At 47.1% G+C, this 14,248-nt stretch carries 9 protein-coding genes; 7 read left to right on the top strand and 2 right to left on the bottom strand.

Annotated features, from left to right (window positions below):
* Nucleotides 1-11: 11 nt before the first annotated feature.
* The 4 genes from N646_RS09685 (at nt 12) to N646_RS09700 (ending at nt 4,310) form a co-directional block, all read left to right on the top strand.
* On the top strand, nt 12-1,739 hold the full coding sequence (locus N646_RS09685) for a sodium:solute symporter family protein (protein ID WP_005382372.1): 1,728 nt from the start codon (nt 12-14) through the stop codon (nt 1,737-1,739).
* A 108-nt stretch (nt 1,740-1,847) separates the two neighbouring features.
* Nucleotides 1,848-2,330 (top strand): hypothetical protein, encoded by a 483-nt coding sequence (locus N646_RS09690; RefSeq protein WP_005382371.1) that lies wholly within the window; start codon nt 1,848-1,850, stop codon nt 2,328-2,330.
* Between the two features lie 199 nt (nt 2,331-2,529).
* Nucleotides 2,530-2,907 (top strand): hypothetical protein, encoded by a 378-nt coding sequence (locus N646_RS09695; RefSeq protein WP_005382370.1) that lies wholly within the window; start codon nt 2,530-2,532, stop codon nt 2,905-2,907.
* 17 nt (nt 2,908-2,924) lie between these two features.
* Nucleotides 2,925-4,310 (top strand): class II fumarate hydratase, encoded by a 1,386-nt coding sequence (locus tag N646_RS09700; protein WP_005386369.1) that lies wholly within the window; start codon nt 2,925-2,927, stop codon nt 4,308-4,310.
* Between the two features lie 90 nt (nt 4,311-4,400).
* Here the strand turns inward: N646_RS09700 and N646_RS09705 are convergent, their stop codons facing one another.
* Both N646_RS09705 and N646_RS09710 read right to left on the bottom strand, forming a co-directional pair.
* Nucleotides 4,401-7,832, bottom strand: a complete 3,432-nt coding sequence (locus N646_RS09705) for a hybrid sensor histidine kinase/response regulator (RefSeq protein ID WP_017821770.1) — start codon at nt 7,830-7,832, stop codon at nt 4,401-4,403.
* Between the two features lie 135 nt (nt 7,833-7,967).
* Complete coding sequence (locus N646_RS09710) at nt 7,968-9,155, bottom strand: 3-phenylpropionate MFS transporter (RefSeq protein WP_005382367.1); 1,188 nt, start codon at nt 9,153-9,155, stop codon at nt 7,968-7,970.
* A gap of 233 nt (nt 9,156-9,388) precedes the next feature.
* Between N646_RS09710 and N646_RS09715 the strand changes: the two genes are divergently transcribed.
* The 3 genes from N646_RS09715 (at nt 9,389) to acs (ending at nt 14,068) form a co-directional block, all read left to right on the top strand.
* Nucleotides 9,389-11,215, top strand: coding sequence for a DUF294 nucleotidyltransferase-like domain-containing protein (locus N646_RS09715; protein ID WP_017821769.1), 1,827 nt, complete (start codon nt 9,389-9,391; stop codon nt 11,213-11,215).
* Nucleotides 11,216-11,248: 33 nt separating this feature from the next.
* Entirely contained in the window at nt 11,249-11,878 is a 630-nt protein-coding gene (locus N646_RS09720; RefSeq protein WP_005382363.1) for a 3'-5' exonuclease, read from the top strand.
* A 237-nt stretch (nt 11,879-12,115) separates the two neighbouring features.
* Entirely contained in the window at nt 12,116-14,068 is a 1,953-nt protein-coding gene (gene acs, locus N646_RS09725; RefSeq protein WP_005386359.1) for an acetate--CoA ligase, read from the top strand.
* The last annotated feature ends 180 nt before the right edge of the window (nt 14,069-14,248 follow it).

Below are 14,248 nucleotides of genomic sequence, written 5' to 3' on the forward strand. Positions count from 1 at the left end.
GAGTCACTCAGATGGATTTGAAAACTATTACCTACCTGGTCGTTGGCGCCACGTTCATCCTGTACATCGGGATTGCTATTTGGGCTCGCGCCGGATCAACCAAAGAGTTTTATGTTGCTGGTGGCGGTGTAAACCCGATTGCAAACGGTATGGCAACCGCAGCCGATTGGATGTCCGCAGCGTCGTTTATCTCAATGGCAGGCTTAATTGCCTTCATGGGCTATGGCGGCTCAGTATTTCTAATGGGTTGGACTGGTGGCTACGTTCTGCTTGCGCTGTTGCTAGCACCTTACCTACGCAAATTTGGTAAGTTTACGGTGCCAGAGTTTGTTGGTGAACGCTTTTACTCCAACACAGCACGTATCGTAGCGGTTGTTTGTCTTATCATCGCATCAGTGACTTATGTTATCGGTCAGATGAAAGGCGTGGGCGTTGCGTTTGGTCGCTTCTTAGAAGTGGATTACTCCACCGGCCTATTAATTGGTATGTGTATCGTTTTCATGTACGCGGTTCTTGGCGGCATGAAAGGCATCACTTACACGCAGATTGCTCAATATTGCGTACTCATTCTTGCTTACACTATCCCTGCAATCTTTATCTCTCTGCAACTCACTGGTAACCCAATCCCACAAATTGGTCTGGGGAGTACCATGGCTGGTACCGATGTCTATCTACTCGATCGGCTTGACCAAGTGGTGACCGAACTCGGATTCAGTGAATACACGACCCAAGTACGTGGCGACACACTTAATATGTTTGTCTACACCATGTCACTGATGATTGGTACTGCCGGTCTACCACACGTAATTATCCGTTTCTTTACCGTGCCGAAGGTTCGCGACGCACGTACATCAGCAGGCTGGGCTCTGATCTTCATCGCAATCCTTTACACTACTGCACCAGCGGTATCAGCGATGGCTCGCCTCAACCTAATGAATACGGTAAATCCAGCTCCGGGTCAGCACCTAGCGTATGACGAGCGTCCTGCGTGGTTCAAAAACTGGGAAACAACTGGACTACTCGGTTTTGACGATAAAAATGGCGATGGCAATATCCAATACACTTCAGATGCGTCCACCAACGAACTGCGCGTTGATAACGACATCATGGTATTGGCTAACCCAGAGATCGCTAAACTACCAAACTGGGTGATTGCACTTGTGGCAGCAGGTGGTCTTGCAGCTGCACTATCTACCGCAGCAGGTTTACTACTCGCCATTTCTTCAGCTATTTCCCATGACTTAATCAAAGGGGTTATCAATCCGAACATATCCGAGAAAAAAGAGCTACTTGCTAGTCGAATATCAATGGCAGTAGCGATAGCAGCCGCAGGCTATCTCGGTTTAAATCCGCCTGGATTTGCCGCAGGTACGGTAGCACTCGCCTTTGGTCTTGCCGCTTCATCCATCTTCCCTGCATTGATGATGGGCATCTTCAGCAAGAGCATCAACAAAGAAGGCGCAATCGCCGGTATGATTGCAGGTATCAGTATTACGCTGTTCTACGTATTCCAACACAAAGGCATTCTTTTCGTCGCTGATTGGAAATATCTAGAAAGCTGGGGAACAAACTGGTTCCTGGGTATTGAGCCAAACGCGTTTGGTGCTATCGGCGCACTATTTAACTTCATTGTTGCATTCGCTGTATCCAAAGTAACTGCAGAAACGCCACAAGAAGTAAAAGACCTAGTCGAACACGTTCGCGTACCAGTAGGTGCTGGTAGTGCAGTGGATCACTAAAAACTAATCAAAACCACAAAAGCCCCGTTTGGAACCAGCCGTCCGGGGCTTTTTTATTCTCACTTTTCAGTTACCATATTCGCAGTATGTCGTTGCAAGGAAGCCAAGATGTTCAAAAACAAGCACTTTATTCTCGCTCTACTGATTGCGCCAGTTCTCTCTTTGATCGCTTACTTCGGTACCGATATGGCCCTCAGCGAGAAACCCCACGCGGCGCAAGAAGGGGAAACTTACAAACTCGCGAGTAAGTCTAATTGTCGTTACACCAGTGGTCTGTGTGATATGGAAAATGGCGATTTTAAAGTGAAATTTCGCTCTGAAAAACTCACTAAAAATAACTTAGAATTGTCACTCAACGCCGCTTACCCACTCGAAGGGGTTAAAGTTTCTATTGTGAGTGACAAAGAGAAAAACGCTCAACCGATTGATATGAAGCCCGCCGATCAAGCAGGCCAAAGCTGGTACATCACCTTACCAAAGCCTGCATCTGCAGAAAGCTGGTTAAGAGTCGTCATTCAATCAGGCGGCACACTGTATTATGGTGAAACACAAACCGCATTTGTGAAGTACGAAACCTTATTTACTGAATAACGGCGACAAGCTAATTCACCGGTATTCAAACGACAGTGACTTAGTTTCACTCAGCATAAATGAATTCCTACTCAGCCGACGCCTTTGCGTCGGCTTTTGTTTCCGTAAGTCTTTCTTCAACAACCTCTTACTCTAAAAAGGGTTGCCAACCCACAACTTAATTGATAATAATTATCATTACATTTAATGAGAGGTGGTTATGGACAACAAACGGGACATCTTTAACGCATTTTTTAAAGCCCAAGATAGATTCCTTCTCGCCGCACCACATGGCTTTGAGCCAGACGTGATTCATGACTATATTCATTGGGGAATGGTGTTGTCTTCTTGTTATGAACACGATGCCGATGAAGAAAATCTATTGTTGTGTGAGCTGTTTTTACGTCAGGTTTATTTCCATTTACTAGACGCAATTCAAGACTCAACTCGCAGCCGTATCTTCCGTCGTGTCTGTCTCGATTCTATCCATACGCCATTATTCTGCCTCAAACGCTATTACTACCAGTTTGAACAAGGCGACGTGAAATTTCTCGCACTACAACAACAATTACGCCTGATTCAAATCTCACTCGATTAACCAAAAGGATCCCTACCATGAGCACCGAATTCCGCATAGAAACTGACAGTATGGGCGAAGTAACGGTCCCTGCAGATGCTCTCTACCAAGCCCAAACTCAACGCGCCGTCGATAACTTCTCATTCAGTCAACATAAAATGCCATCTGGTTTTATCAAAGCGTTAGCACACATCAAGCAGACTGCGGCACTCACCAACGCACAGCTAGGGCTGCTTGAAGGAGATATTGCCAACGCGATTGCTGACGCAGCTCAAGCAATTATCGAAGGCAATCATATTGAGCAATTCCCAATTGACGTGTTCCAAACAGGATCAGGCACTAGCTCAAATATGAATGCGAATGAAGTAATTGCAACACTGGCCTCCCAGCATCTAGGCGGCACTGTTAGCCCTAATGATCACGTCAACATGGGGCAAAGCAGCAACGATGTGGTACCGACGGCCATTCAAGTTAGCGCAGCATTAGCCATCGAAAAACAGCTCTTCCCGGCCCTGTCACACCTCAGCCAAACACTAGAGTCTAAACAGCAAGCATTGAAAGATGTTGTAAAAACCGGTCGCACCCACTTAATGGACGCGATGCCAATTACCTTTGCTCAAGAACTTGGCGGTTGGCAGTTCCAAATCGAGCATGCAAAACAAGCGATTGAACAAACACTTCCTGCTGTAAAAGCCTTAGCCCAAGGTGGTACGGCGGTTGGAACGGGGATCAATGCCGATCCACGCTTTGCAGACTTATTCGCTAGCAACCTAACCCAATCAACTCGCATTCAGTTCACGGCCAGTGATAACTTCTTTTTCAATTTAAGCAGTCAAGATGCGATCGTCGCTCTGTCGGGACAGCTCAAAACAGCAGCAGTTGCGATCATGAAGATCGCAAATGATCTTCGTTGGATGAATTCAGGCCCATTGGCTGGTTTAGGTGAAATTGAATTACAAGGCTTGCAGCCGGGTTCTTCCATCATGCCTGGCAAAGTAAATCCTGTGATCCCAGAAGCAGCAGCTATGGCATCAGCGCAAGTCATTGGTAATGACACCACCATAACCGTCGCAGGCCAAGCGGGCAACTTCCAGCTTAACGTCATGCTGCCAGTTATTGCTCATAACGTATTGGAGAGCATCGAGTTACTCTCTAACAGCGCAACCGCTTTAGCTGACAAAGCCATTGCGACGTTTGAAGTTCGCCAAGATAACTTGGATGTAGCACTCGCCAAAAACCCAATTTTGGTCACGGCTCTCAACCCGGTCATTGGTTACCTAAAAGCGGCAGAAGTCGCGAAAAAAGCCTACAAACAGGGACGCGCGATTATTGATGTCGCGGAAGAAGAAACTGATTTGGATAGAGCCACACTAGAGCGATTGCTTAATCCAGCCAAACTGACCCAAGGCGGCGTCGCAGAATAAACGGCAAACTCAGCCTATCAACTAAGATTACAAACATCGAGACCTCCATTCGGAGGTCTCTTTTATAGCGATTTTTCAAACACTCCAATCCTAAGCGACTCGATTGAGCACCGAACGCAGCTTAAGCGGCTTAACTGGCTTAGCAATAAAGCTGAACCCATTTGCTTTGATGCCATCAAGCATATCATCGGTACGATCTGCACTGATGATGACGCCTTCAAAGCTGTGGCCTAATCTCAGGCGGCATTGCTGTAACACTTCTAAACCAGTACGACCATCATCAAGTCGGTAATCGGAGAAAATTACATCCGGAATCCAACCATCCTCAAGCGCTTGTAGACTTTCAACTAAATCAATCGCAACTCGTGTATCGCAACCCCATCGGGAAAGTAAGTTTTCCATGCCGACTAGAATGTCAGGCTCATTATCGACACAAAGGATTCTCAGATGACCGAGTTCAGATTGCTTATTCATCGCCACGTGAACTGGATGAGGCTGAACATGATCAGCTTTATCTAGGGTGATGGAAAAAACACTGCCTTTTCCAACCCAAGAGCGCATCGAAATTTCATGCCCAAGTACCTGAGCAATTCCTTTCGAAATCGCCAAACCAAGTCCGAGGCCTTGGTCGGAACGAACTTGAGTTCCGCGATTAAACTCTTCAAAAATCTCTTGCTGCTTCTCTTCTTCAATCCCCACTCCATTATCCCATACATCAATACGCACTCGCCCTTTCACGCGGCGAACACCGAGTGCGACTTTGCCATTCGGGTTATAACGAAACGCATTGGTCAGGAAGTTTTGCACCACACGGCGCAGCAGTTTGGGATCCGACTTAACCATGAGTGAGGACGGAATCATCGTGAACTCTATACCTTGCTGTTTGGCTAACGCACTAAACTCAGCATTCAAATTCGATAACACATCATTTAACGCAAAGCCATGCACGTTGACTTCCAACTTGCCCGATTCCAAACGCGAGATATCCAGCAAATCTCCAATTAAGTCTTCGGCAGCCTCTAAAGCACTTTCAATGTGTGCTGACAGCTTTTTGGCTTCGCTGTCTTTGGCGACTTCCGATAGTGAAGAAGCGAATAGACGCGCCGCGTTGAGCGGTTGCATCAAGTCATGGCTTACTGCCGCCAAGAACCGTGATTTGGACTTCGATTCCAAATCCGAGCGCTGCGTCGCTTCCACCAGTTGCTTGTTAAGTTGTTCTAATTCTCGAGTCCGCAGACGTACCCTTTCTTCCAATGTCTCGTTGGCGTCTTTCAGTGCTTGCTCTGCATCACGGAATACGGTGATGTCGGTAAAGCTCATCACAAAGCCACCACCTGGCATTGGGTTACCTTGCACCTCTATCACGCGACCATCGGGACGAACCCGAGAAGAGGTGTGCCGAGTCCCTTGCTCAAGGTGATAAACACGGCGACGGACGTGGTCATCAGGGTCACCAGGGCCACACAACCCCTGCTCTGCATTGTGCCGAATCACATCCGCAATCGGTCGACCTACTTGAATCAGGCCTGGCGGAAATTCAAAGAGTTCTAAATAGCGTTGGTTCCACGCTACCAAGCGTAGTTGCTTATCGACGACCGCAATACCTTGTCCAATATGCTCAATCGCGCCTTGGAGTAAACCCCGACTAAAATCGTACAGTTCAGAGGCTTCATCGACGATAGTCGCCACCTCTTCAAGCTGCATGTTTCTTCCTTGCAGAGCGGAAGTAAGCACTAACTTAGCAGAAGATGCACCAAATACCCCTGCCAGCACACGCTCCGTATGCCGAATCAGAGAAGATGGCGCTTGCTGATTCGGCATTAACTCTTCTCGTTGTTGGCTCCAGTAGGCTTGAAACGCCGCTTTAACTCGCGTTCGTCCTACAAATCTGGACGCTAGCATTTCCAGTTCTGCAACCGTAACGCGGCTCTGGTACAGACTCATATTTTCGCTTTCAGGCAACGGTGTACCAACGAATGATGCCGATTGTAAGCGCTCACTTAGGCTTGGTCGGGTAGCCATAGAAACCACAACAAAACACACTGCATTAGCGACCACGCTGAGGATCATCCCCCAATCTGAAATCGCGATATCAAAGCTAGCCAATACCTCTGGTGGCGTAATCAACCAGATCAGGAAGTTATTACTGGCGTCTCCGGCAAGCATGTCTGTTTGGCTCATTAACGTAATCAACCAGGTAGCAAAACCCACCGCGAGGCCAACATACACACCTTTCTTATTCCCTTGACGCCAATACATACCGCCAACCAGCGCAGGAGCGAATTGCGTGATAGCCGCGAACGAGAGAAAGCCGATAGCAGAAAGTGAATGAATAGTGTCCAACGCTTGATAGAAACACCACGCGCCAATCAACAAAACTAATATCAAACCACGGCGGATCCGCAGTAATAATTCAGAAAAATGGTGATGGTTACGCTGCGTCAGTCGCATGCGACGCAATAGCAATGGCATAACCAAGTCATTCGAGACCATGATCGCTAAGGCAATCGTCGATACGATAACCATGCCACTTGCCGCTGAAGTACCGCCTAAAAACGCAAGCAAGGCGATTTCACTCGCCCCTACCGACATCGGCACACTGATGACATAAGTATCAGGCGAAGCGCCACTCAAGAGACCTTGCCCTACCCACGCAATAGGTAAGACAAAAATCCCCATTAAGATCAGATAAATGGGGAACAACCAACGAGCCACATGCAAATCTTGAGCACGTTCATTTTCTACCACCATCGTATGGAATTGTCGCGGAAGGCAAACTATCGCCAGCATGGTCAGTACAGTATGAATCAATATAGTCGGGATATTTGGTGACTGATACGTCTGCGCGGCAACATCAATTAAGCTCAAACTCTCGGTGTTCATCGCCAACCAAACAATGAAGACACCGACCACTAAAAAAGCCAGCAGTTTGATAATTGATTCGAAGGCAATTGCCATCATCATCCCACGATGGTGTTCCGTGTTATCAATGTGGCGGGTACCGAATAGCATCGTAAAAATCGCCAATGCGACCACAACAAACCACGACACGCTATCATTTTGATAACCAAAATCAATAGCCAGCTCTGGAGCAATGATTTCAAGCCCCATAGTGATACCACGCAGCTGTAAAGCGATGTACGGCAAAATTCCCGCAACCGCTATGAGCGTAACAACCACGGCCAAACCTTGGGATTTACCGTAGCGTGCTCCGATAAAGTCAGCAATCGACGTGATGTGTTCCCGTTTAGCAATCAAAATAAGCCGAGCTAAAACGCGCCATCCGATGGTAAACACTAAAATGGGAGCAATATAGATGGGCAAGAAAGACCAAGGATTACTGCTGGCCTGCCCGACCGTGCCGTAGAAGGTCCATGATGTACAGTACACCGCAATGGAAAGGCTATAAATCCAAGGCCGCCAGCGCGCTAGCCACCTTTTCTGAATGTCGCCGTACCACGCGATGATAAATAAAGCTCCCAAATACGCTAAAGAAACGGGAACCACCAGCCATCCTTGCATCCGATATCCTTTCTTGCCTTTCTTGCTACTTTTAAAGCAAGAGAATAAAAAAACCTCTCCATGAGGGAGAGGTTTCATTTAACACCGCTTTGATAACGGAGACAAAGCTTAGTTTTTAACCTTTGTTACATAAGTCTAATTCTGTGTTTCAAGTGGCTTGTCTGATACATCAACCACCTGATGTGGGTCTTGTGAATCAAGCTTGATGAACAGAGCCAATAACCCCATCGCGGCCATGCCCCAGAACACAAGCGGTCCCCAGTGCTCATAACCCCAACCACTCAATACGGTCATTAACGCGATAAATGCGCCCAACGGAATCGCGTTATACAACGCTTGCAACGCTACGATCTTATTTTCTTCGGAGTTTTGGATATATTGGATCGCGGCAATGTGTGCGGTAGCGAAAGTCACACCATGTAGTAGTTGAACAATCACCAAAGCAATAATTGATGTTGTCGACGCCGTAATACCCCAACGCATCATTACACCAACGGCAGCAGCAATAAACAGCGCGCGTATTGACCAACCTACGAATAAACGCTTACTCAGTGCAAACACTGCCACTTCTGCGGCTACTCCTAAGCTCCACAAGTAGCCAATGACATCTTCCGAGTGACCAGCGGCCTTCCAGTGAATCGCACTAAAGCCGTAGTAAGCCGCATGACTGCCCTGAATTAGTGACACCAACACTAAGAATTTTAGTATCGGCTTGTCGGTCAAAAGAGCGGTCAGCTTTGGACGTTCTGCGCTTTGCCCACCGTGCGTTACAGGCATTGGGTTAGTCGGTCGCATAGCAAACAGCAACGAGATAAACACGCCGAACATCGCAGTATACAAGATCATATCGGAGCCAAATTCAGCCACCAGGTAGCCCACTGCCGTCGAGCCTGCGATAAAGGCGATCGAACCCCATAGCCGCGTGCGGCCATAATCGAGCATTTTCAGGCGAGCGTAGTAATTTGCCATCGCGTCCGACAACGGAATAATCGGTCCACAACAAAGATTGAACAACACTGTCGCTAGTGCCATTAACCAAAAGCTACCACCCGTAAAAAAGTGAAATCCAACAAAAAGGAGGGCAGCGAAACTCAACCAACGTAAAGCAGGCATAAGATGTTCGACTTTGTGTACTCGTGGGGTGATCACGATATTGGCAACACAACGTGTCGCAAGGCCTAACCCGACCAGCAAACCGATATCTGTCGAAGATACGCCCTGATCCTTAAACCAAAGTGACCAAAATGGCAGATACACGCCATACGCAAAGAAGAATCCGAGAAAGTACTGGGAAATCCAGCCATACGGAGAAGGTTTCAACATTACTAATATCCTAAAACGGGAACACCAACGTTCGAGCCGGGAATTATGGATCGCCATGCGTATTATAAAAAGGGAAGAATAAGAAACTTATCGTTTCCTCGATGGAATACTAACTTTGCGACATTTGGCATCTTCAAGCGAAAACATCGTAATTTAGACCAAAGTCGTCTGGCTTCCGGTAAGAAATTTGTCAGACTTAGAGAGTGTTCCTTCCATCATTATTGGGTGTTCTCATGCCTGACAAATTTAACATGCAATCTCCACCGTTCGATCGCTTAACTGAAGCACAACAAACGCGACTGCGATCCTCTCTGGACGTCGCCTACTATCGAGCTCGAGATGTTATTTTATCCTGCGGACAGAAGAACCCCCACTTACATATTCTGATCAAAGGCGCGGTAGAAGAGCGCTCCAACGATCAACAGGAAGTGTTCGCACATTATGCCAACGACGATATGTTCGATGTACGCTCGTTACTTGAAGACAAGGTACGTCATCACTACATCGCGCTTGAGGACACGCTCTCTTACCTACTGCCGAAAGAAATTTTCCTTGCCCTTTACAACGAAAATGGCCAGTTTGCAGCCTATTTCGATAACAATTTATCGAAACGGCAAGAGCTCATCGAAGCGGCCCATCAACAGCAAAACTTAGCGGAGTTTATTCTCACTAAAGTTGACCGCAGCATTTATCACCCACCGATGATCCTTGAACCAAATACACCAATTAACGAGGTAACACGTTCCTTAAAAGAAAATGGGATTGACGCTGCATTGGTTCAACTCCATGGCGATGATCCACGATTGGAAAAATGGCCATCAGCCCACCCGTACGCAATAGTGACTCGTACTAATATGCTGCATTCTGTGATGATAGATGGTTGCGCGCTCGACACACCAGTGGGTGAGATCGCGAGCTTTCCTGTTTATCACGTTGATGATGGAGACTTTCTATTCAACGCCATGATCACAATGACCAGAAATAGAATGAAACGCCTCATGGTATGTGAAGGCAACAGAGCTGTCGGCATGCTGGATATGACCCAAATTCTCAGCGCATTCTCAACCCACTCTCACGTGTTAACGCTCAGTATTGCTCGAGCAAGCAGCGTGGAAGAGCTCGCTTTGGCCTCAAACCGCCAACGTCAATTGGTCGAGAGCTTATTGAAAAACGGCATCCGCACTCGCTTCATCATGGAGCTTATCTCAGCCGTAAACGAACAAATTATCGAGAAAGCGTTCGAGTTAGTGATACCACCAGCCTTGCACGACCATTGTTGCTTGATCGTACTCGGCTCTGAAGGCCGAGGAGAGCAAATTCTCAAAACTGATCAAGACAATGCCCTGATTATTCAAGATGGTCTGGAATGGCCTCATTGCGAACAAGTGATGCAATCCTTCACACACACCCTACAACAGCTCGGTTATCCACTTTGCCTTGGCAAAGTGATGGTTAACAACCCGAAGTGGGTCAAAACACAGCAAGAATGGATAAGCACCCTAAACCACTGGATAGCTAAAGCCGAACCAGAACAAATCATGGACTTAGCCATTTTCAGTGACGCCCATGCTGTTGCTGGGAATTGCGAGCTGCTGGCTCCAATTGCGGCGCATCTTCGTGACACAATGAAAGATCGCATGTTGATATTGTCTGATTTTACTCGCCCTGCCTTGCAGTTTTCTGTGCCCCTAACTCTATTTGGCAACGTAAAAAGTGCTAAAGACGGATTGGACATTAAACGCGGCGGTATTTTCCCAATTGTACACGGCATTCGCACCTTGTCTTTGGAATATGCCATTGAGGAGAAGAACACGTTTGAGCGCATTGAAGCTCTGAGAAATAAGCGCATCTTAGAATCCGAAACGGCAGATAATCTCAACGAAGCACTGAAATTGTTCTTTAAACTTCGCCTCAATCAGCAACTCAAAAAGCAAGAAGCGTTGAATAACATTGATATTAAACAACTGGATAGAACTGAGCGTGATTTGCTTCGCCACAGCTTACATGTGGTGAAGAAATTTAAGCAATTTTTAGGCTTCCATTATCAAATTCGTGATTAACCCTGATTTTCATAAATCACAGAGGCGTAAGCAATGAACTGGTTACAACGCAAATACTGGCATTACAAATTGAAAGGCTCGCCTTATCAGTCGCTGTTTTGCACGCCAGATAAAACAGAATACGTCTCTCTTGACTGCGAAACCACCAGCCTTGACCCAAATCGCGCCGAGCTGGTGACTATTGCAGCCACCAAGATCATCGACAACCGCATCATCACCAGTCAACCATTTGAAGTCCGCTTACGCGCGCCGCAATCGCTCGACTCTGGCTCGGTCAAGATCCATCGAATTCGCCACCAAGACTTAGTCGATGGCATCAGTGAAAAAGAGGCGCTGCTCGAGCTGCTCGACTTTATCGGCAACCGACCACTTGTGGGCTATCACATTCGTTACGATAAAAAGATCTTAGACCTTGCTTGTCTGAGGCAACTTGGCTTCCCACTTCCTAACCCACTCATCGAGGTCAGTCAGATTTATCACGATAAGTTGGAACGACATTTGCCGAATGCCTATTTCGACTTAAGTCTGGATGCCATTTGTAAACACCTCGAACTTCCTATCCAAGACAAACACGACGCCTTGCAAGACGCGATTTCTGCCGCTTTGGTCTTTGTCCGCTTAACGAAAGGCGATTTACCCAACCTAACCGCACCGTATACATAAAAATCAGTTGACCTAGCTCCCAGAAATACTTTTGTTTCAGCGATTTCCCGGCGCTTCTATCACTCTCATCCTAAAGTCTAATTGTGGAAATACGCGCGGTGACTGACAGTTATAAGCACAACGTCGTCATTACCACGACCAAGTTATTTAGAACCAAAAAACAGCCCTACAAAAATATATTCAAAATCTTATCTAGATTGGTGTAAGGCCGAGAAATAAGGCACAAGGAGAGAAGCCATGAGCGAAGCCCACGTTTATCCGGTAAAAGAAAATATTAAAACTCATACACACGCGGATAATGATACTTACTTAGCCATGTATCAGCAGTCGGTAACCGATCCAGAGGGCTTCTGGAACGAACACGGCAAAATCGTTGATTGGATCAAACCTTTCACCAAAGTAAAAAGCACTTCTTTCGACACTGGCCATGTTGATATTCGCTGGTTTGAAGATGGCACACTGAACGTCTCGGCTAACTGTATTGACCGTCATCTTGCAGAACACGGGGATGACGTCGCCATCATTTGGGAAGGCGATGATCCAGCCGACGACAAAACACTCACTTTCAACGAACTGCACAAAGAAGTGTGTAAATTCTCCAACGCATTGAAAGAGCAAGGCGTACGCAAGGGCGACGTGGTGTGTCTATACATGCCAATGGTGCCAGAAGCTGCAGTGGCTATGCTCGCTTGTACCCGTATTGGTGCGGTTCACACCGTAGTATTTGGCGGTTTCTCACCAGAAGCGCTATCCGGCCGTATCATCGACTCTGACGCTAAAGTCGTGATCACCGCAGACGAAGGCGTACGTGGCGGACGCGCTGTTCCACTGAAAAAGAACGTGGATGAAGCACTAACCAACCCAGACGTAAAAACCATCAATAAAGTCGTCGTGCTTAAACGTACAGGTGGTGATGTTGAATGGCATGAACACCGTGATGTTTGGTGGCACGAAGCAACAGCCAACGTTTCTGACGTTTGCCCACCAGAAGAGATGAAAGCCGAAGACCCGCTGTTCATCCTCTACACATCTGGCTCGACAGGTAAACCTAAAGGCGTACTACATACTACAGGCGGTTACCTCGTCTACGCGGCAATGACCTTTAAATATGTCTTCGATTATCAACCAGGAGAAACCTTCTGGTGTACCGCGGATGTGGGCTGGATTACAGGCCATACTTACCTAATTTATGGTCCACTAGCGAACGGGGCCAAAACCATTCTGTTTGAAGGTGTTCCAAACTACCCAAGCACGGCTCGTATGAGTGAAGTGGTTGATAAGCACCAAGTGAACATTCTCTACACTGCGCCAACCGCTATTCGTGCACTAATGGCAAAAGGTAACGAAGCGGTAGCAGGGACATCTCGTTCAAGCTTACGTGTGATGGGTTCAGTAGGTGAACCTATCAACCCTGAAGCGTGGGAGTGGTACTACAAAACGATTGGTAACGAGAGCTCGCCTATCGTTGATACTTGGTGGCAAACAGAGACCGGCGGTATCTTAATTGCACCACTACCAGGCGCAACAGATTTAAAACCAGGCTCAGCAACTCGACCATTCTTCGGAGTCCAACCTGCACTGGTTGATAACATGGGCAACATCATTGAAGAAACCGCAGCAGAAGGTAACTTGGTGATCCTTGATTCATGGCCAGGTCAGATGCGTACTGTTTATGGCGACCACGAGCGCTTTGAACAGACCTACTTCTCAACCTTTAAGGGAATGTACTTTACTAGTGATGGGGCTCGTCGTGACGAAGACGGTTACTACTGGATCACGGGCCGTGTTGATGACGTACTAAACGTGTCGGGTCACCGCATGGGTACCGCTGAAATAGAATCGGCTCTTGTCGCACATCATAAAATTGCTGAGGCCGCTATTGTGGGCATTCCGCATGATATCAAAGGCCAAGCTATCTACGCTTACATTACCTTGAACGATGGTGAATTCCCGTCAGCAGAGCTACACAAAGAAGTGAAAGATTGGGTGCGTAAAGAAATTGGTCCAATTGCAACACCAGATGTACTGCACTGGACGGATTCCTTACCGAAGACTCGTTCTGGTAAGATCATGCGTCGAATCCTGCGTAAAATTGCAACGGGTGATACTAGCAACCTCGGAGACACATCAACGCTTGCCGATCCGAGCGTTGTAGATAAACTTATCGCAGAGAAAGCAGAATTGGCATAAATTCAACCAACTGTTTTAAAAGCACTTTAAAAACCGCCATCACTCATGGCGGTTTTTTGCTTTAGTGCACAAATTGGCCACACAAAAAATATGGCAATTATGTTGTTTTTGTTAACTTGGTTACAGAAACGAGAGTGGCTATTAGGAGATTAGACCAGTAAATTGCTGCTAATTGCTATG

The sequence above is a fragment of the Vibrio alginolyticus NBRC 15630 = ATCC 17749 genome, from assembly GCF_000354175.2.
Taxonomy (GTDB): Bacteria; Pseudomonadota; Gammaproteobacteria; order Enterobacterales; family Vibrionaceae; genus Vibrio; species Vibrio alginolyticus.